Origin of the sequence: Novipirellula galeiformis (assembly GCF_007860095.1) — a bacterium.
In the GTDB taxonomy this organism is placed as follows: Bacteria; Planctomycetota; Planctomycetia; order Pirellulales; family Pirellulaceae; genus Novipirellula; species Novipirellula galeiformis.
Genome location: NZ_SJPT01000003.1, coordinates 206,342 through 227,838, shown reverse-complemented (window position 1 = coordinate 227,838; position 21,497 = coordinate 206,342). Strand labels below are relative to the sequence as shown.

The 21,497-nt window shown below is 54.0% G+C and carries 12 protein-coding genes; 8 read left to right on the top strand and 4 right to left on the bottom strand.

Annotation, left to right across the window (positions count from 1 at the left end; genetic code table 11):
* The first annotated feature begins 4 nt into the window (after positions 1-4).
* A complete protein-coding gene (locus Pla52o_RS09030; protein ID WP_146594289.1) occupies positions 5-3,115 on the top strand; it encodes an efflux RND transporter permease subunit in 3,111 nt (1,036 codons plus the stop codon).
* A 472-nt stretch (positions 3,116-3,587) separates the two neighbouring features.
* Here the strand turns inward: Pla52o_RS09030 and Pla52o_RS09025 are convergent, their stop codons facing one another.
* Entirely contained in the window at positions 3,588-4,571 is a 984-nt protein-coding gene (locus Pla52o_RS09025) for a potassium channel protein (RefSeq protein WP_146594288.1), read from the bottom strand.
* A 102-nt stretch (positions 4,572-4,673) separates the two neighbouring features.
* Entirely contained in the window at positions 4,674-6,287 is a 1,614-nt protein-coding gene (rtcR, locus tag Pla52o_RS09020) for an RNA repair transcriptional activator RtcR (protein WP_146594287.1), read from the bottom strand.
* Positions 6,288-6,544: 257 nt separating this feature from the next.
* Between rtcR and Pla52o_RS09015 the strand changes: the two genes are divergently transcribed.
* The gene (locus Pla52o_RS09015; protein ID WP_231612208.1) at positions 6,545-8,050 is read left to right on the top strand and encodes an RtcB family protein; all 1,506 of its coding nucleotides are present in this window, start codon (positions 6,545-6,547) and stop codon (positions 8,048-8,050) included.
* Entirely contained in the window at positions 8,043-9,083 is a 1,041-nt protein-coding gene (gene rtcA, locus Pla52o_RS09010) for an RNA 3'-terminal phosphate cyclase (RefSeq protein ID WP_146594286.1), read from the top strand. The genes Pla52o_RS09015 and rtcA overlap by 8 nt, the downstream gene beginning before the upstream one ends.
* Positions 9,084-9,311: 228 nt before the next feature.
* Here the strand turns inward: rtcA and Pla52o_RS09005 are convergent, their stop codons facing one another.
* On the bottom strand, positions 9,312-11,360 hold the full coding sequence (locus Pla52o_RS09005; protein ID WP_231612207.1) for a M3 family metallopeptidase: 2,049 nt from the start codon (positions 11,358-11,360) through the stop codon (positions 9,312-9,314).
* Between the two features lie 341 nt (positions 11,361-11,701).
* On the opposite strand from Pla52o_RS09005, the gene Pla52o_RS09000 reads away from it, so the two are divergent.
* Positions 11,702-13,816, top strand: coding sequence for an FAD-dependent oxidoreductase (locus tag Pla52o_RS09000; protein WP_146594285.1), 2,115 nt, complete (start codon positions 11,702-11,704; stop codon positions 13,814-13,816).
* Positions 13,817-13,830: 14 nt separating this feature from the next.
* Here the strand turns inward: Pla52o_RS09000 and Pla52o_RS08995 are convergent, their stop codons facing one another.
* The gene (locus Pla52o_RS08995; RefSeq protein ID WP_231612206.1) at positions 13,831-15,048 is read right to left on the bottom strand and encodes a sugar transferase; all 1,218 of its coding nucleotides are present in this window, start codon (positions 15,046-15,048) and stop codon (positions 13,831-13,833) included.
* Positions 15,049-16,047: 999 nt separating this feature from the next.
* On the opposite strand from Pla52o_RS08995, the gene Pla52o_RS08990 reads away from it, so the two are divergent.
* The 4 genes from Pla52o_RS08990 to Pla52o_RS08975 are packed head-to-tail and all read left to right on the top strand — an operon-like array spanning position 16,048 to position 21,495.
* Entirely contained in the window at positions 16,048-17,682 is a 1,635-nt protein-coding gene (locus tag Pla52o_RS08990) for a GumC family protein (protein ID WP_197169124.1), read from the top strand.
* Entirely contained in the window at positions 17,682-18,647 is a 966-nt protein-coding gene (locus Pla52o_RS08985) for a polysaccharide deacetylase family protein (RefSeq protein WP_146594283.1), read from the top strand. The genes Pla52o_RS08990 and Pla52o_RS08985 overlap by 1 nt, the downstream gene beginning before the upstream one ends.
* Positions 18,644-20,092: a lipopolysaccharide biosynthesis protein gene (locus Pla52o_RS08980; RefSeq protein ID WP_197169123.1), complete on the top strand. Its 1,449-nt coding sequence runs from the start codon at positions 18,644-18,646 to the stop codon at positions 20,090-20,092. The genes Pla52o_RS08985 and Pla52o_RS08980 overlap by 4 nt, the downstream gene beginning before the upstream one ends.
* A complete protein-coding gene (locus tag Pla52o_RS08975) occupies positions 20,089-21,495 on the top strand; it encodes an O-antigen ligase family protein (protein ID WP_146594281.1) in 1,407 nt (468 codons plus the stop codon). The genes Pla52o_RS08980 and Pla52o_RS08975 overlap by 4 nt, the downstream gene beginning before the upstream one ends.
* Positions 21,496-21,497: the final 2 nt, after the last annotated feature.

Sequence of the window (21,497 nt, the reverse complement as noted above, 5' to 3'; positions counted from 1 at the left end):
TCTGATGTTACAAAAACTAATTGAATTCTGTCTCGAGAATCGCTTCATCGTCCTCGCGGTCACCTTTCTAATGGCCGCCGCGGGGGTGAAAAGTGCGATCGAATTACCGATCGACGCAGTTCCCGATATGACCAATGTCCAAGTCGCGGTGATTACGGACGCCGGTTCGTTATCGCCGGTCGAAGTGGAACAATACATTACCTATCCGGTTGAATCGACAATGGGCGGACTGCCCAACGTCGAAGAGATCCGTAGTGTATCGAAGTTCGGAATCTCGGTTGTGACGATTGTCTTTGACGAAGGCACCGATATCTATTTCGCCCGCCAAGTCGTCACCGAACGATTGCCAACGGCCACTGCGGCGATCCCGCCGGGCTACGGGACTCCTGAGTTAGGGCCGCTAACGACGGCACTAGGCGAGATATTGCAGTTCGAAGTGCGTGGCGATGACTACACGCCGATGCAACTGCGGACGATGTTAGAGTGGGAGATTGCACCAAAACTACGCGAGGTGCGTGGGGTGACCGAGATCAATACGCATGGCGGTTTCTATAAAACTTTCGAGATCCGTCCCAACCCCGATGCCCTTGTTAGTAACAATGTCACGCTTAGCGATCTGTTTAGCCGTGTCGAAGAGAACAATGGATCGACCGGTGGCGGTTATGTCGTTTATCACGACGAGCAGCGGTTTATCCGAGGTGAGGCGTTGTTGCGGGACGTCGATGAAATTCGCAGTATTGTGATTCGTCGTAATGACGATGGAGTGCCGATCCTGTTGTCGGATATCGCCGAGGTTGCGATCGCTCCGATGACGCGGCAAGGTGCCGTCACACGTGATGGACGTGGCGAAGCGGTCACCGGTTTGGTGATGATGTTGATCGGTGAGAATTCACGCGAAGTCGTCGAGCGAGTCAAGTCGCGAATCGACGAGATCATGCCGACGCTGGCGCCGGGCGTGTCGATGGAAATTACTTATGATCGTTCAGCCTTGATCGGCCGGACGCTAAAAACCGTGATGAAGAATCTAGTCGAAGGCGGCTTGTTGGTCATTTTGGTGTTGTTAGTGATGTTGGGCAGCTTTCGAGCTGGTTTTATCGTCGCCTTGGCGATTCCGCTTTCGATGTTGTTCGCGGCGAACTTGATGTATGCCACTGCGATTTCCGCAAGTTTGATGAGTTTGGGAGCCATCGACTTTGGTTTGATCGTCGACTCCTCGGTGATCATGATCGAAAACTGTATGCACAAACTTTCGCACAATGTGGGCAATGCTCGTAAACGTGTCGAGGTGATTCGGGACGCCTGTATCGAAGTGCGTAAACCGACGATGTTCGGTGAACTGATTATCGCCGTCGTGTACATTCCGGTGCTCCTGCTCGAAGGGACGGAGGGGAAATTGTTTCGGCCGATGGCGATGACGGTGTTGTTTGCCCTGTTTGGCTCGTTGATTCTATCGATGACGCTAATGCCAACGCTTGCGGCCATTGCGTTGCCACGGAATTTGAAAGACAAAGATGTCTGGTTCATCCGGCTAATCAAATGGATCTATCGTCCTTTGGTGCATCGCGCGATCGCCGCCCCCGTATTCACAACCATGTTGGCGTTAGCGGTATTCGGCATGAGTGTGCCCGTCGCTGCCCAACTCGGGGCCGAGTTTATGCCGCGGCTCGAAGAGGGCGACTTGCTCGTCGAAGCGGTGCGTTTACCCAGCGCGACGATCGAAGGTGCAACCGAAATGAGCACCGAGATCGAAACGATTTTGATGGAATTCCCCGAAGTCAAAACGGTCTTTTGCAAAACGGGGCGACCGGAAATCGCAAACGATGTGATGGGGGTTCACCAAACGGATGTTTGGGTGATCTTGAAGCCACATGACCAATGGCGAGAAGGCACCACACGCGACGATTTGATTGCCGAGATGGACGAGCAACTCAACGGTCGTGTCGCCGGAGTGGCGTTCGGGTTTACCCAGCCGATCGAAATGCGAGTCGATGAGTTGGTGGCGGGAGTGAAATCCGACGTGGCCGTGTTGCTCTACGGCAACGACTTGGATGTGTTAGCGAAGAAATCCAAGGAGATCGAAAGTGTCTTGAAGATGATCCCTGGTTCGGCGGACGTGCGTGCCGATTACCAAGCTAATTTGCAAACATGGTCGATTCGTCCCAACCGCGAGGCACTGGCGCGATACGGTATCAACGCCTCGAAAGTTCTGGGAGCGATCGAATCATTAGGCGGACGCAATGTCGGGACGATCATTGAGGGGCGTGCGCGTTACCCGATCTTGGTGCGGATCCCCGAAGCATGGCGAAAAGACGAGGAGTTGCTGCGACAATTGCCCGTCGATTCGGTCGGTGGACGGATTGTGCCATTGGGCGAATTAGCCGATTTGAAGCTCGAGGAGACACCGCCCTCGGTCGAACACGACAACGTGCGACGACGAACTTTTGTTGCCGCCAATGTTCGTGGTCGAGACGTTGCCAGTTTTGTGGGTGACGCAAAACGGGCCGTCGCCGAGCAAATCGATCTGCCCGTGGGGTATGAGATTCGTTGGGGCGGTGACTTTGAAAACTTGCAATCCGCCAGTCGTCGTTTGCTCGTGATCACACCGATTGTGTTGCTGTTGATCTTCCTACTGTTGCACACCACGTTCCACAGTGTGTCGTTGGCGATGTTGATTTTCATGGCTGTGCCGATGGCGGCTAGCGGCGGGATCTTTGCACTTGCGCTGCGTGAGATGCCGTTTAGTATTTCCGCCGGTGTTGGCTTTATCGCTCTGTTTGGGGTCGCCGTGCTCAATGGTTTGGTCTGGGTGAGCGCGGCGGAACATGCCCGATTAGCGGGAATGCCGATGGATCAAGTCACCGAGCAAACGGCACTCAACCGATTGCGTCCGGTCTTGATGACCGCCTTGGTGGCAAGCTTCGGATTCATTCCGATGGCGTTTTCGACCAGCGATGGTGCCGAGATGCAGCGGCCGCTGGCCACCGTGGTGATCGGCGGGTTGATCACCAGCACATTGCTAACCGGGTTCGTGATCCCCGCGATTTATCCCTGGTTCGCCAAGGGAGTGAAAACCGGCGAGGACGAGAGTGCGGACGAAGCCAACGTTCTGGCATAGTGCATCCGTTGGGGGACAAATCGTAAAATGACAAGTCCCCCGTTCCTCGAGGTACTTAAGTACGTGGTCTTGGCAGAATGGTTGTAAAGGTCAGGGTGGTTTGGTTCTAAATCATTTTGCCCCACAATCATTCTGCCTATTCTCAGTGCAGCAAGTTGGTCTGCGTGGGGGTCATGTTTGCGGGCTTGGCAGAATGATTACTTGGCAAAATGATTTCCAGGATCGGGGTGGTTTGGGTTTTAATCATTTTGTCCCGCAATCATTTTGCCAGTTCTCGGTGCAGTAAGTGGTTCTGCGTAGGTGTCATGTTTGCGGGCTTGGCAGAATGATTGCTTGGCAAAATGATTTCCAGGACCAAGGTCGTTTTGGTTTTAAATCATTTTGTCCCACAATCATTTTTCCAATTCTCAGTGCAGCAAGTTGGTCTGCGTGGGTGTCATGTTTGGCAAAATGACGTTTGGCGTCGACTCCGTTACTCTTCGGCACACATTTCCACGGGCACATCGCGTTCGAGCTTGGCGATTTTACGCCGCACCGCCTTCGCTTCCTTCTCCAGTTCGACGAGTTGTGCGTTTAACTTCACGAGCGAGCGTTCGGGGGAGGGGCGAAGGATGCGTTCAAGTATGTCCAGCAATACCAACGCCCGCACGGCCTTGATCGCCGTTCCACGCAATCGATACATTCGTGCGACTTGGTTGATCTGAGACAACCGAACCATCTTCGTGATTCCCGTGGCTCGCAAAAATTGAAGCGAACGCAGGAACGAGACGAGTGGTAATAATATGATCGCAAGATCGAGCCAGTGAGTTTTGCAGTAGACGATTTTCTTTTCCGCTACCGAGACCATCAAGATGAACTCGGCGGCGAAACAGAACCAAATCGCTCCGGTGCTGAAATGCAGTGCAAACCGAAGCCAGTCGTATTGGGCGACTTGGTTCTTTAGCAGCAATTCGATCAGCAACACTGGCATGATCAACAATGCGATCCAGATCATCGGCAAGCTGAAGTACCGCTCCAGTCGTCGGCGTAAGCGTGCGTCTGCCTTGCGCCATCCCAGCGTCGGTAGCCAAATGCGGTTTCCCATCTCGAAACTGCGTGCACACATTCGCAATGATGGGCAAATACAAAACACAAACGAGTAGAAATGCGTCCAACGGGTCTCTGTGTCCCAGGGGCGGGTCAACCAATGATAGATCGATTCGGTGATCACGATCGGCCAAATCAGCAGCATCAGAAGGGTGGCCGCAACTTCGGTACGGCTGATCGGCGGCAACGTGAACGCGACCGCTTCATCGGTGACCGGATCGCGAATCAGAGTTTCCTCTAAATTCGGCACATCAACCCACAAGACCACCAAAACCGATTGGCAGACCAGGAAAACGAGCGAAATCCAAAACATCGCAGGCGCAGCGTGAGCTGCGATCCGGTGAGCGAAATTTTGGTGTCGGTTGGGCATGGTGTGATTAGCGTGAATTGAGTGGGTTTTGCTCCACCATCGTAAGGCATCAGCCCACGAATTTCAGGGCGCTAAGGAAATTGGACGTCCGCGGTGCGTTCGCTAAGAAAATTCCCCCGCTGCGATATCGCTCCACTGGATCCCGAATTTTGCTAGATATTTTCGTAGCCGATCGGCATCATTTGCCCTTTGCTTGGATTGCCGTGAGATTTGGAAGAGCTCGCGACCGGCGGCGGAGAGCGACGACGATTGCGAGCACACCTTGATCACTTCGGCAAGCGCGGCTTGATCAAATCGATCGAGTTGGGCAATTTGATTCTCATCCAGCACGCTTCGCAATGTCGCGGCATGGCTATCGGGCTTCTCCGATCCTCGCCAACTGCACCTCAGCCGCTGGATTTCTTCGTCCACCATGTCGGTCGTAATGCGTCCGCCCGGCGACAGCGTTGCCATCCGTGTGATCGCCGCGTTCAAGTCGCGGAAGTTGGCCTTCCAAGGCGTCGATGGATCATGGGCAAACTCGATAAACTTTTTGCGTGCTTCCTTGTTGAACGTCACCTTCCGCCCATGAGTCGTGGTGAACTTTTGTAATTCAAATTCAATGTTGGGATCGATGTCGTCGCGACGCTGGGCCAATCCTGGCATCGCGAACGACCACAAATTGATGCGGGCCAGAAGGTCTTCACGGAAATTGCCGCGTCCGACTTCTTGGTGCAAGTCACGGTTGGTGCCTGCGATCAATTGGAAATCGCTCGACGTCGCGTCATCCGATCCAACCGCGAGAAAGGTCTTCTCTTCGATCGCGCGCAACAACATCGCTTGTTCGTCGGAACCCAGTTCGCCAATCTCGTCTAAAAACAGCACTCCCTGGTCAGCCGATTTCAGCAGCCCAGCACGTGCAGCGGCTGCCCCGGTGAACGCGCCTTTTACATGGCCGAACAGCGTCGACATCGCTTGTTCGCCGCGAATCGTGGCACAATTCACCTCAACCAACGGGCCGGCAACTTGTTGACGATGTCGTTTCAACGCAAAGATGCGTTGGGCGAGTTGTGACTTGCCCGCTCCCGTTGGCCCACTCAACAAAATCGGCGCACGGGTCGCTAGCGATACCTGTTCGATCCGTTCGATCAATTGATTGAAGGCCTTGTTCCGTGTCTCGATCCCCGATTTTAGAAACGACAATCCTTCCTGGTGTTCGGCCTGAAACCGGCTGGCCAATTGATCGTACCGCGATAAATCTAAATCGATCACGCTGTAGACACCGCGAGGGTCTTTGCCGCTGCGATTCGGTGGCGAGGTCTGCAGCAGCGCGGCGGGCAAGTGACGTGATTCGGTCAACAAGAACAAACAAATCTGTGCGACGTGCGTGCCTGTGGTAATGTGGGCGAGGTATTCCTCGTGATCGGCGTCAAACGAGTAGTCACGAGTGAACTGGTGCAGTAGCGCATAGACCTCTTCGAAATCCCAGGGGTCGCGAAGCTGATTCCAATGCAGACGCACCTCGGTTTCGGGAGAGACCGAGCGGATGTCGGCGACCACGCTTTCGGCCAGCTTTTCGTGTCGTCGATCACACAGCAATTCAAATCGATCGACGATCAAGTCGGGCTGCTGACACACGGCAATACTGGGCCGCCAACCCGACCAGCGATCACCTCGCTTGGCGGGTTGGTCTAATTGGGTACCGAGAAAACCGATAACGACGCGCGACTTATTCATAGACAGGATTATAAGTCACGCGATGAATGGAGAGATATGGCGGGGCTGTTTTTGTGTGCTAAAACTCTTGTAAGTTTGTTAAGTCGTTATGTGTAAACAGGTTATGTTTGTGCCTGTGTGGTTTGGCACACCTTGTGCAAAGTAAACCGATTCAAGCAAAGGCTGGGAGCGTGCTTCCGAATTTGCCCCGAATTTTTTCAGCCAGTCACATTACCGATCACCTGGCTCGCCCGTTCACTCGAATCAAAGGCATCGCAATGCATACGACGCTTCACAAGCCTGCACCAACCAGAATGATCGCAACCGGAGAAGCCACCGCGATCTTGCCGACCGAAACGACGCCGCCGATCAAGGTGATTGGGACCGAGGCGATTCGCGATACGTTTGACGACGTTTGTTTGCAACAAGCGATCAATTCGCGGCTCGCACCCGGCGTGACCGATGTCGTGCTCAATCCCGATGCCCATCTCGGATACGGAGCTCCGGTGGGATGTGTGATGGTATCGCCCACGCACATTTACCCAGGACCCGTGGGAGTGGACATCAAGTGTTCGATGAGTTTGTTGCAATTGGATGTCCCTGCGGACGTCATCGAAGACCGGCAAACACGACGTGCACTGATCTCGGCCATTTGTCAACGCACTCCGACCGGAGCAGGCAAAGGGCAACGAAGTGTAAAGAAGTCGCGTCCCGTGAACCGCACGCTAGGGAAGCAACTCGTCGTCGAAGGAGCCAGCGAAAGTGTTTGTCAGCAACTTGGCATTCCAGTTGACTGGGCCGATCGATGCGAAGATTCATTCCACCTTGGACATGACGAGACCCGCGATGCGCTGGGAAATCGTTTGGAGGTTCTGCTTGCTCAGCGGCATATGAGTAATTTTTCGGACAAGATGAGCCAACTGGGGTCGTACGGCGGCGGGAACCATTTCGGTGAATGCGAAGTGGTTCACGTCGGGGACGATGACCGTTCTCGCTCGGTGGCTGAAACGTTTGGGCTGCGTGACGGAAAGGTTGCCTTTTTGTCGCATTGTGGATCGCGAGGTTTCGGGCATAACTTGGCATCGGGCCAGTTCAAAACCTTGCAACACAAGTTCAGCAAGTGGGACATTCCACTGCCGGCCGGTGATCGCCAATTGGTTTACGCGCCACTGGGAACAAGCGAAGCCGACGACTATTTGGACGACATGGCGCTGGGAGCCAATTTTGCCACGGCGAACCACTTGTTGATTAACGCTCTCGTACTAGAAGCGTTTCAAGAAGTATTGCCGGGAACGACGGGATCGTTGGTCTATTTCATCAGTCACAACATTGCACGCAAGGAGATCATGGATAATCGGCCGACATGGGTGCATCGTAAAGGAGCGACACGTGCGTTTCCCGCGGGGCATTATGCTTTGCGTGAGACCCCGTTTGCCGATACCGGACACCCGATTTTGTTGCCGGGAAATCCTCGTGATGGATCGGCGGTGATGGTGGCGGATGCGGGAGCCGAGCAGGCGTGCTTTAGTGTGAATCACGGCGCCGGACGCACGCTCGGGCGACGTCATGCCAATCGTGTTTTGGATCAAGCGACCATCGACAAAGAGTTTGAGCAGCACGATATCCTCAGCAATTGCCGGTTTTATCCCAAGGATGAAGCTCCGGCAGCGTACAAGGATTTCGAGGAAGTGTTGCGATCGGTGAAGACCGCGGGATTGGCGAGCGAAGTCGCTCGCTTGAAAGCACGTTTCGTGATTAAGGATGCGAGTAAAGCGGATGATTGAAATTGATGGATCTCAGGGCGAGGGCGGCGGACAAATCCTCCGCTCCTCGCTCGCGCTCGCCGCGGTGACCAAGCAACCGATTCGGATCGTCAACATTCGAGCCGGTCGTCGGAAACCAGGGCTGATGCGACAACACCTCACGTCGGTACGGGCCGTCGGTGCGGTTTGTGATGCGGTGATCGAAGGTGATGCGATCGGATCGCAATTGATCACGTTCGAGCCAAATGAAACCCGTGGTGGCAATTTCGACTTCAAAGTAGGTACTGCAGGCAGCGCGGTCTTGGTCGCGCAAACCGTCTTGCCGGCTTTGATGCTTGCGGACCATCCGTCGAGCGTGACTTTCGAAGGAGGCACTCATAATCCAGCGGCACCCCCGTTGGATTTTTTTCGAGATTCGTTTTTGCCGCAATTGGCCAAGATGGGAGTCGCCAGCGAAGTTGAAATCGAAGCCTATGGTTTTTATCCCGCTGGCGGCGGAAAGTTTCAGTTGAACATCACTCCGTGTCGGACTTTAAATGGGCTTACGCTGATCGAGTGTGATCCGAAGGCATCGCCTCGCGTGACCGCGATCGTCTCGGCGATTCCCAAGTCGGTGGGGCAGCGTGAATGTGACACGATTCGGCGAAAAACAAACTGGGCCGCCGATTGCTTTCACGTTCATGAAGTGTCGCAACCGCGGGGCCCCGGTAACGTGGTCATGATTCAGTGGGCAGCACCGAGTGTCACCGAGACGTTCACCGGGTTTGGCAAAGTGGGCGTCAAGGCAGAGCACATCGCGCGAGGCGTGCTGCGACAAACGCGAGCCCATCTCGCCAGAGATGTTCCGGTCGGCGAACATTTGGCCGATCAGCTTATGTTGCCGCTAGGTTTGGCGGCCATGCAGGGCCGCTGCAGCGAATTTCGCAGCGGCCCGTTGTCGCGGCACAGCAAGACGCACCTCGATGTGCTGGAGCTCTTTTTGGACATCAAAGTGGACGTCCAAGAGGACGACGAAAGCGGATCGGTAACGGTCCGCTTTGGACCGCGTGGGTAACGAGTCAACCTAGCCCAGGCAAGTCGTGGGTTGCAGCCTATCACCTCTCCACCAACTTCGGCGACGACTGATTTCGTTAGCCGTTTTGGCGCGAGCGACGGTTCCATCATCATCCAACCCGCACTAGCGCCCAAACGCAACGCTGTGAAGCATTTTCTCGTAGCTACCTTCGCCAGAAGGTGGGGAGTTGCTAGAAGAGCTTCACAGCGTTGGTGACAATCGCCAGCCCTACTCGACCGGGAAGCCGCGTTTGCGCAATAGGGCACTGGTGTCGACATCGCGGCCTCGGAATCGCCGGAAACCTTCGGCGGGATCGATCGTGTCGCCCACGCTCATCACGTTGTCGTGCAAACTCTTTGCGGTGGCTTTGTCGTAGAAACTGCCGGCGTCCTCGAACACTTCGACTGCGTCGGCGGTCAACGCGTCCGACCACAGGTAGCTGTAGTAGCCCGCCGAATACGAATCGCTGCTGAAAATGTGAGCAAACTGGGGCGTGCGGTGACGCATCGGAATCTCGTCGGGCATACCAATCTCCTTCAACGTTTGTTTTTCAAACGCGTCGGGATCAATCGATGTCTGATCCGTGGTGTGCAACTTCATGTCAACAATCGCACTGGCCAAATACTCCACCGTATCAAAGCCTTGGTTGAATTTGGATGCTTTCTTGATTTTGTCCAGCAGTGCCTGAGGCATCGGTTGGCCGGTTTCGTAATGCACCGCATATTGGCTGAGCACTTCCGGAGTGTCGAGCCAATGCTCCATGATCTGGGACGGAAACTCGACGTAATCACGCGCGACCCTGGTTCCTGCTTGTGAAGGATAATTTACCTTCGAGTTCAAGCTATGCAGTGCATGCCCGAATTCGTGAAACAATGTCACGGCGTCGTCCCACGAGATCAATGACGGTTGTCCTGCGACCCCTTTGACAAAGTTCGAATTGTTTGAAACGACTGGCGTGATCGGTTCGTCGATGTTTTCTTGACTGCGGTAATCCATCATCCACGCGCCACTGCGTTTGCCTTCGCGAGCGTAGGGATCGAGGTACCACAAACCAACACGGTTGCCATCGGCGTCTTCAACCTTCCAAACGCGCACGTCGGGGTGAAACACGGGGACGTCTTTGATCTCAGTGAACTGCATTCCGTACAATTCTCCGGCGGCCCACATCATCGCTTCACGCAACTTTTCTAGCTGCAGGTACGGTTTGACTTCGTTGAAATCGAGGTCGTATTTGTCTTTGCGTACTTTCTCGGCGTAGTAGCGGTAGTCCCACGGCGCGATGGTGATGTTGGTGTTCTCGGAATTGGCGATCGTTTGCATATCGGCCACTTCTTCGCGAACACGCGCGACCGCTTTGGGCCACACCTTCATCATCAAGTCCATGGTCGCGGCCGGCGTCTTGGCCATGGTCGGTTCCAATCGCCACTCGGCATGGTTCTTGTACCCGAGCAATTTGGCTCGCGCGGTACGCAAGCTGAGGATCTCGGAGATGATCGCGTTGTTATCGTGGGCATCCCCGTTGTCGCCGCGGTTGTAATAGTTTCGCCAAACCGTTTCCCGCAAATCACGGTTGTCCGCGTACGTCAGAAACGGATCCATCGACGAACGCGTGTTGGTGACGGCCCATTGATCAGGCTTGTTGCGTTCTTCGGCGGCCGATTTCATCGCCGCAATGACGCTGTCGGGCAATCCGGCCAGATCCGATTCGTGATCAATCCAAGTGACATAGCCTTTTTCGTCTTCGAGCACGTTTTGGCTGAAATCAGTGAACAGTCGAGCCAATCGTGTATTGATTTGCGACAACTTGGCTTTGTCGCTGGAGTTCAATTTTGCGCCTTGGCGAACAAAGGTTTTGTAAAGATCGTCAACCAATCGTTTTTGAGCGACGGTAAACGACTTCATCGCGTCACTTTGATAGATCGCTTCGATGCGTTTGAACAGTTTTTCGTTTTGATAGATGCTGTCGCGGTATTCGGACAACTTCGGCGCGATGGCGCGTTCCATATCGGGAATCGAGCCGACGTTCAGGTTGCCGGTGTGGACATCAAACAGCGTTTCCACACGATCAAGCGTCTTGCCCGCTTTCTCCAGCGCGATAATGGTGTTTTCAAACGTGGGCGGTTCACTTTGGTTAGCGATTGTGCTGAGCTCTTCGCTCGCGATTTGAATCGCCGTCTCGATCGCTGGCAGGAATTCGTCTTGGCGGACCAAGTTCCAAGGAGGAACGCCACCGTAGGGACCGGTCCATGGTTTAAGCATTACAGAATCCGAACTCATTTCTATTTTCTCGTCTTTCGTTGGCGCGTGCGTGTTCGCAGTCACTTCGTCTGCGTTGGCATAATCGGGGACTAGAGTTAGAACGCTCGTGAGCAGGACGAGCGTTGGGAAAAAGGGATATTTCGTTGAGGGCACGGTGGAGGGCACGGAAAAGTCCTTGTTCGGACGTCATGTTGACGAAGAAACGTGAATTGGGGCGCAGGTTATTCTACAATGTCTCGGCCAGACGTCATCGGCATGCCATGCGGCGCGTAGGTCCATGTTGTTTCGATGATCAATTTCTTCAGGTCTCATTCACGCTCGCGTGTTAAGCGTGCTTCCTTCTTTCGGAGTTCACCACGATGAATCGGTTACTCGCACCCTTGCTCGTTTTGTCTTTCTTCCTGGCAACAGTTCATCAAGGAAAAGCAGCCGAGGCTGCGACGAATCAATACGACATCGTGGTGTATGGCGGCACCTCGGCGGGAGTGATCGCGGCGGTCCAGGCAAAAAAGATGGGCAAGTCAGTTGTGATCGTCGGCCCCGATAAGCATCTCGGCGGATTGACCAGTGGAGGATTAGGATGGACCGACACAGGAAACAAGTCGGTGATCGGTGGATTAGCACGAGATTTCTATCATCGCATTTGGAAAGCGTACCAGCATCCCGCCGCTTGGCCTCATCAACCGCAAACGCAATATGGCAACAAGGGGCAAGGAACCCTAGCCATCGATGGCGAAAATCGGACGATGTGGATCTTTGAACCGCACGTCGCTGAGCAAGTTTACGAGGACTATGTCCGCGAGTTTGAAATCCCGGTTTTCCGCGACGAGTATCTTGACCGCGAATCGGGCGTCACGATGAAGGATGGCCGCATCGTGGGGATCCGAATGCTCAGCGGAAAATCGTATGCAGGGAAAATGTTCATCGATGCCACCTACGAAGGTGATCTGATGGCCTCCGCGGGCGTCACCTATCATGTCGGTCGTGAAGCGGCGGCGACCTATGGAGAACGTTTCAATGGGGTGCAAACCGGAGTGCTTCATCATGCACACCATTTCGGCATACTCGACAAGCCGGTCAGCCCCTACGTGGTTCCCGGGGATCCTGCGAGTGGGGTGTTGCCGCGGGTGAGTGCTCAACCGCCAGGTGAAAAGTTTGCTGGCGACCATCGTGTTCAAGCCTACTGCTTTCGCATGTGTTTGACCAATCATGAACCCAATCGAGTCCCGTTTGCCAAACCGGCTGGCTATGACCCTTCGCAATATGAGTTACTCGTCCGGATTTTTGACGCTGGATTCAACCAAACGTTCGCCAAGTTCGACCCGATTCCCAACTACAAAACCGATACCAATAACCATGGTCCAATGAGTACCGATAACATCGGTTTTAACTATGACTATCCCGAAGCGAGCTATGAGCGACGCCGCGAGATTATCAAGGAGCACGAAACCTATCAGCAAGGATGGCTGTATTTCATCGCCAACGATCCACGCGTGCCCGAACAAACTCGACAACAAATGCGGAAGTGGGGATTGGCCAAAGATGAGTTTGTCGATAACGGAAATTGGCCGCATCAACTCTATATCCGTGAAGCTCGGCGGATGGTGGGTGACTTCGTCATGACCGAGAACGAATTGCTCAAACGCAGTGAAACTCCCGAGTCGGTTGGGATGGGCTCTTATACGATGGATTCGCATAACGTCCAGCGTTACATCACGCCCGAAGGTCACGTACAAAACGAAGGTGACATTGGCGTCAGCACGAAAGGGCCTTATCAAATCGCATACGGTTCGCTCGTTCCCAAAAAATCAGAATGCGAAAACCTATTGGTTCCTGTTTGTGTATCCAGTTCACACATTGCATTTGGCTCGATTCGAATGGAGCCTGTCTTTATGATTTTGGGCCACAGTTCGGCGACCGCCGCAGTGATGGCGATCGATGAAAAAATTGCAGTGCAAGATGTAGATTACGAGAAGTTGAGTCAGCGTTTGCGGGCCGACGGACAGGTGCTCGAGTACAGCGGTTCTGAAAAGCGAACGACCGGCAAGGGAGTCTCTAGCGATCAACTGAAAGGCATCGTCGTCGATGATGCTAAGGCGGAATTCACTGGCACTTGGTTGCCGAGCACGTCGTCATCCAAGTTTGTTGATCACGGCTATGTGCATGACGGTCACCAGGCGGATGGTCTAGCCACGATGACCTTTACGGCGACATTACCCAAGGCGGGTGAATACGAGGTTCGCGTTGCCTATCCGGCAAACTCGAATCGTGCTAGTAACGTCAAGATCACCGTGCATCACGCCGCGGGTTCGTCGACGGTGAGCGTGAACCAGAAAGAAACGCCCGCGATCGAAGGGTTGTTTGTGTCACTCGGTAAGTTTCCATTTGATGCCAATGCGAAAGCAACGGTTCGAATCACCAACGATGGAGCCAATGGTCACGTCGTTGCCGATGCGGTTCAGTGGTTGCCGTAGCACGACCTAGGAACTTAGCGACTGCCTTTGCGGCGCAGTGGAACGCTGACGGTTTGGGCCATCAGGGTCATGTCATTCCAAAGATTGGCGTGGTCAACGTAGGCCAAGTCCATTCGCATCCAGGCATCGAATGTATCCGCCTTTTCTTTGGCGACTTGCCAATAACAGGTGATCCCCGGTCGAACATCCAAGCGACGTCGATGCCAAGTTTCGCATGCTCGGCTTTCGCTCACAGGCAAAGGGCGTGGTCCGACGATTGACATCTCGCCTCGAAGGACGTTGTACAATTGCGGCAATTCGTCGAGGCAGGTCGAACGCAGGAATTGGCCCAGTCGGGTCACGCGAGGGTCGTGGGTCATCTTGAATGCCGGCCCATCGCGTTCACTCTGTTCACGCAGACTATCTTGTTGCGATTCTGCATTGACCACCATCGTTCGCAATTTGTACATCGTGAACGGCACCCCATCGCGTCCTTCACGGTGTTGTAGAAAGAACGCAGGGCCGCCGTCACGTCGCACGGCTAAAGCGGCCATCGCGACCACAGGGGCGGCAAGCACCAAACCGAGGCTGGCACAGACGATATCGAACCCTCGCTTGACGATCGAGTCTACTTTGAAGCTAACCGTATCGACACGCGGAGCCATGAAGTCATACGCTCGGGGGCCGCGCGAAGCGGGTGGGCTGGATGACGCGGCTTGGGGGCCAATCAAATCGGCATGCGAGTAACGTGCTTGGTCTGCCGCGACGAGCGGGGCTCGCAGTTGAACCTGGGGCTCGCGACCCGACGGGGTTCCACCACCCGATGAGGAATCCTCGTCATCGCCAGACTCTTTGTCCTGCCCAAACGCTTGTGGATCATAGACGCGCAGCGAGATCTCCACTTTGTGATCGTGCGAGTTAGCCAAGCCGTTGAGCCGGTCCATCACGATTCTTCCTCCCATCTCCGGCGTGTCTAGTAGCAACACTCCGATCGTGAAGCGGCTGAGGTGCCCCTTCTCGTCACTCATCCGAACGTTCCGGCGAATCAGCTTAGCGAGCTTGCGAACGTTCTTTGTGTTGCGATGTCCGCGACACAGTTCAATGGACAAAACACAGAATGGGATGTTGCGTCGTACGGTCCGAGCGCGCTCTCGAGCGATCTCGCGATTGAACTCACGCTCCGTCAAGATCCAAGTGTTAAGGCGGCGACGAAAGGCGAACTCAGTGGTGTAACGTGAAATGAGTTGCAGCACGGTGTGCGTCCAAAATTGATAAGAGGGATTTTTTTGAGCCTGTGCCCTGTTGAAAGTCGCGACGGAATACCGACTGCATCGATGTCAGTAGTCCGAAGATGCTCCAATCCGATTAATGCCCCAATCTCATACATCCGTGTCGATTTCAAGATACAAGTCTCGATGACTTTGAACAGTCCGACCGGTGCACAAAATTGGTGAATTGCAACTTATCCTTTGCTACTTTACTTCTGATTTGTTCAGTAACAGTCTAGTTAAAACTTTTATAGGAAGTAGGCCTAGTTTTGCAATCATTCTGAATCGCATTGATCCTATGTGCGGACCCGCCCATGTGCGTTGCGATCAGATCGATAACTTGCAAAAAGGTAGTGGATTGGCTGCGGACTCAATCCGTCGTTTGGGGTGTTGATTGTTGCAATACGCCGTTTTTGTCGTGGCGGTGATGGGGGGGATCGCAAGCGTCTGCGTCACCCGAAATGGTTCCCAGATGAGTTCGCCGAGCGGCATCGAGTGGGTGTATTGACTCACCGATTGGATCGCCCGTCATTACAAAAAAAAATGCAACTAGTAAGAACGTTGGGTGCCGGTGGCGACAGTCGGGGGAAGTGTCTTGTTCGCGGGGCGTCGGATGGGAGAGCGGAGAATTGAGACTGCTAGGGGCCTTTTGGAATCCGACTTTCCTCTGCGGAGGATCGATTGGAATCTTGGCGAGCGAACCGAGGTGGGGATGTCCCGCATGAGTTGGGGGATAAACTAAGGTGCGGGAAATTTCGAGATTAGGTTCGGCAGACGTCCTGCTACGAAAACCATATAGCGTCTCAAGCCGGTGCAATCGGCATCATCATTATAATTGCGCATGCTGCGACAATCCGAAGCTCTTTCACTCAATCAATTCGCGTGTAAAAAGGGTTTTAAGGATGGGGTTCGCTTGCAGTTTTGTTTAGGGTGGTGAGAATAAACGTGTTGTATGTTTTATCCTTGCACCCATGAATGTGTTTAGTGAATCACCCCACCATAAATACGACTCATAGTTGGAGACAGGCGGTCTCTATCGTCTTCAAACATTTATGGATAAGTGTCGCGTTTTTCGTACTGGTGTTGGTGACGGCTGTCTTGCTCGTCATTTTTGCACCGCGGAAGTATGCGTCTCAGGCGGAGTACTTGGTACGTCTGGGGCACGAGTCGGTCTCGCTTGACCCGATTGCGACCGTCGGCGAAACGATGGGATTGCACATGACGGCGGATAGTGTGGTTCGCTCGACGACCGAGGTGATTGCAAGTCAATCGGTCGCAGAGAAGGTGGTCGATCGTTTGGGGATCGACACCATCTTGGATCGCGATCCTAACCAACCGCTTTCCTTGCTCGCGAAGGCGAAGCAAATGTTTCAGAATCTGGATCCGATCTCGGACCGCGAGAAGGCGATGGTGACGATTGAATCGGGGTTGCGAGTGCATTCCCCCAACCAATCCAATGTCATTAATGTCACCTACTTTTCGTCGTCGCCCGAACAAGCCCATCTCGTGATGCAAGCGCTCTCGGAGGTATTTCTCGAGGAGCATAATCGCATCAATCGCACCGCGGGAGCGTTCGAGTTCTTTCTTGAACAGAACGACATATTGTTAGAGCGGTTAACCGCGGCGAGTGAAACGTTGATGAATGCCAAAAAGCGACTGGGGGTGAGTTCGATCGCGGGCAAACGTGGAATCTTGGAAAGTCGCATGGGGGAGACTCAGGCGGCAATGTCAGAAAATGAACGACTGTTGGCGACCAGCAGCGGACGACTGAAGAGCTTGACCGAACAACTTGCGGTGACGCCTGAGAGTGTCGTGACGGGAGCAACCAGTGGAATCGATCAGCAATCCACCGCAGTGCTCAGGCAACAGTTGTATGATTTGCAAATCCGCGAAAAGGAGCTGCTCAGCAAGTTTACCGCCGACCATCCGAATTTGCAGGCGGTACAGCGTCAGCTAAAGGAGGTGTCCGACATTTTCACAAAGATGAATCTGCACGACACGCAAACGTCGCGCGGCATGAATCCACTGCATCAAGACTTGGCGCTACAATGGAACTCCGAGAGTGCGAATTTCGCTGCTTACGTTGCGGCGAGCGAAGTGCTTTCGCAACAGAACGAGCAATTAGGAAAATCGCTCGAGTCTTTGGCGGATCAAGAAAACGAGATCTTCGATCTTGAAACGCAGCGGGATGTAGCCAAAGCGAAGTTTGAAGCCCATGCGTTAAAGCTCGAGCAAGCGCGTTTGGAGCATGAGCTTGGTACCAAAGCGATCACCAGTATCGGCGTGATTGAGGAACCGCGATTGCTTCAGCGTCCGGTGTCTCCCAATAAACCGATTACGTTGGTGTTAGGTTTCTTGATTGCATGTTTTGGAGCGGCGGTATTGCCGTTTGCGATTGAGTATCTAAAAGACGAGGGTGAAATGTCTCAGCATGTTGTCACCCAGGTTTCCGAGTCATCGTCAACATTAGATAGCCCGTCGACAATGGATAGCCCGTCGACATCCAACCGTTCTTCGGCAGCGGAGGTTGCGTCGTTGCGAAGTCGTATCGCACGGCATTCCGGGCATGGATTGATACGTGAACGCGAGCCGGGTCAGTTCGAATCTGCGGAACGGTAATGCATGATACAGTGGAGAATGCGGGTTCCGAGTCGTCTCGTTTGACGTTGCCCCGCTTCACGAAGTTGATTTCGAAACGCCAAGCTCGCTGGGACCGTTGGAGACACAATGGGGTGAGTTGGATGACGGTCCCGCTCCGTTCGTTTGGACGCACGGCAGCTCGGGGGTCGTTCGGGGTTTTGATGTACCATCGTGTTTGTCCGTTGCCCCGACATCGCTTTCCGCCGACTTACAACGTTCCTCCCCATCAATTTGGCAAACAACTCGATTGGTTGCTCAAGCACGGTTACAAAGCATGGCCGTTGGATCGACTTGTTGCTGCAAAGTCGGCGGGAGAAACGGTGGATGAGAAGGTCTTTGCGGTCACGTTCGATGATGGCTATCTCAATAATTTGACGTATGCGTTGCCGATTCTCGAGGAACTGCGTGTCCCGGCGACGTTGTTTTTGGCCACCGCCTATCTCGACAGCGAAGTTCCCTTTCCGTTTGATAATTGGATTGATCAGCCCGACGCATCGGTACCTGAGGAAATATGGAAACCGATGACGCTGCAGCAGTGTCGTCAATTTCAAGATTCGTCGCTGATCGAGCTCGGTTGTCATACGCACACCCATGCTGATTTTCGTAACAACGTCGAAGACCTCGACCAGGAAATACGTCAATGCAATGCGATACTTCGGCGTGAGTTCGGGGTTGAATCGCCTCCCTATGCTTATCCGTTTGGAGTTAGCAAGATTGGTTTTGCGACGAAACAGATGGGCGAGATCGCGCGGGCGGCTGGGTGCAGCAGTGCGTTTCGAATTGACAATGACGTGGTGACCAAAGATGACGACTTGTACTTCATGCCTCGATTTGATGTTGCATGCGGAGATACCGGGGCGAGCATCGCGGGCAAATTGGATGGATGGTCCAAGCGAATTCGGTCCGTTTGGCGACGTGTCCAATCCGTAAGGGGCAAGTCATGACTCAACATTTGGCTGAGCCGGCGGCCTGTGCGGAGACCGTGCGAGTATCCAGGACGCGCAGAAACGCGATCATGGTGGCAACACGTCGCGTGGCTTCCAACCGTGGTGGTTTAGCGCTGTTGGATCAAGGGATCGTCAGTGGCACCAACTTTGTTACCTCGTTGATCGTCGGACGCTATCTCGGTAAAGAGAATCTGGGCATCCTGTTCATCACGCTCAGCATGTATACGGTGCTTCAATGCATTACGGATCAATTGGTCCACACTCCCTATCTCGTTCGGGCACCGCACTTTAACGGCCAGCGGAGCAAGGGGTACACGGGCAGCGTTTTGGCTCATGCAGCGTTATTGACCTTGCTGGCGATCGGGCTTATCGCCGTCACTGCGGTCGGGATGGGGCTCACCGACTCGGCCAACGGTCCTCTGGCCAGCAGCATGTTGTTGTTAACGATCTTGTTACCGGGGATGATGCTTCGCGAATTCATTCATAGCTTGCTGCACAACCAATTGCGGCAAGCCGAAGCGGTGCTGCTTGACGGTGCCGTTGCGGCAGTCCAACTCGTCGCACTGTTGTTGTGGTGGTGGAACGAATCATTGACGGTCGGGCATACGTTAATCGCGATCGGGGGTGCGTCGGCATTGGTGGGTGCATTTTGGCTTCCGCGGTTGATCCGAAATGTGAAGGTGACTTTGAATTTGATCGCCAGCGATTTTCGCCATAATTGGAAGATTGGGCGTTGGACGTTGGGCTCTTATTTGGTCGGCAGTAGTGCACCGACGGTGTTACCGTGGTTGTTGGCGATCACGCATGGGACGCAAGCGACCGGGTTGCTGGCGGCTTGTTTAACGCTGATCGGTCTTGCCCAAACCTTTTTGCGTGGGCTGGGGAAATACATGGCTCCGCAAATGTCGGTTTCGTACGCCCAGGGAGGGTCGGTGGCGCTTCGCAAAACGGTGCAGACGTTTCTGGTTTATGCGTTGTCGGTCGTCACCTTGATGGCGTTGGTATTAGGGATCGGTGGCCAATGGCTGGTGCAATTGGTTTATGGTTCGGAGTATGACGATGTCAGCCGGGTCATGCAGTGTTTAGCGTTGGGATGTTGGGTGCAGACGATTGATATTGTTGTGGGCAACGGGTTACTCGCAGTTGCGCTTTCGAATCGAAACTTCTGGGCCGATTGTGTGCGCTGTGCCGTGACGGCGGGATTGGCATTCTTGGTCATTCCGCGGCTGGGACCGTTGGGGGTGGCGATTGCATTGGTGGTGGGAATGGTCGCGGGGTTGGCGATTCGAATCCCTTGTCTTTTAACGGCGCTGGCGCAATTGCCGGAGAGAAGTTCGCCGGAGTTACAAGCGTTATTGGGCTCCAGCGAAATCTCCAGCGTAGAGCAAGACGTAGAGCAAGACGTGACGGGAGTAGGCGAAATTTCGCCTGTGGTATCATGAGTGGCGATGGGGGCGTGGGCCTCCGTTTCGAACCGCAGAAAGACCATCGGCAAAGCGAGTCGAGGGGATGGACGAGCGAGGATTCCGCCGCGCGATTGTTCTCGGATCTCGTGGGGTCTCTGTTTACCGCAGGAGCCAAACCCGAGATTGGCTTTTTGTTTGTGTTGTTGCTGCCCAGTTTGGCTGCGATTTCGAGTTTTAAGAATATTTATATTGGGGGCGTTAATTACCTCGCATTTGTCACGTTGTTAACACCGTTGTTATTGGTGTTTGTGATGGTGGTCAAAGCGGGATTGGATCCCTCACGTTTGCGCGCGTGGCCGGGGCATCGTGTTTGGCTGGCGTGGTTAGGGATGATTTGGGGTTCACTCCTGTGGGGCGAAGTCCGAGATGGTGAAGCATTTAAGCACGCTTACGAAATGTCGACGCCCTATGTGTTTGGACTTGCCGGCGCGATGTTCGTCCGTACCCATCGGCAACTTACGCTTTTTTTCTATGCCATTCTGTTTGCTTTGATTCCTTCCTTGGGATGTGTTGCGGCATGGAAACTAGGGTTGGTCGAAGTTGAAACCTTTCCCTCGGGACCGGCGCTTGATCCACGTCCCCATTCGATGAGTTTGCTGCCGATAGCGGCGTTGGCATTGGCGTTCTTTCCCTCACGGATCGTCATTACCGTGATCGCTTGGACGATCTGCTTGCTGGTTTCGGGAATTGAGGGCAGTCGCGGCGTCACGTTGTGCATTCTCGTGCTCCCGATGTTTCATCCGTTGTTTCGTGGCCTGCTTTGGAAGTTGGTCGCGGCGGTCGGGGTGATGTTGATGGGGTTGGTCGTCTTTCATCTCCCTGCGATGCAGAAGCGTCTTTTTCCTGAAGCGGGCTCCGGTACGATCTCGGATCTGTTTGCATCGGGCCAACATAGTATGGGGCGATTGGAGGCCTGGCCGTTGGTGATTGAAAAGGGCATGGACACGCCTCTACTGGGACATGGAATCTCAAGTGTCTTTCATTATGTGCCGACCATTTGGGATCGCATGCGCAGCGTCCACAACGAATTCATTGGTACGTTCTACGAATTGGGGTTGCTCGGATTGGCGGTCTACATTGGGGCAATGGTTTACCAAATGGTACTCTTGCGGAAACGGATGCGAGATGCGTTTCCAGCGAATAAGATCGCACTGACGACGGTTTATCTCGCTCTGATCGCGTTCAATATCATGGCGTGCACCGACAATCCCATGTCCAGCAATGTTCGTTTTTTGAATCCGTTGTTCCTGTTGATGGGGGCTAGCTTTTGTGCCGGCCGGTATCGAGGGGGAGCGACAAGCGAGTTCGACGGAGACCGCCTTGGCGGTACCGTTGAGCACTCCGTTGACAAAACCGTTTCACGCGGCGAAAAGAATTAAGG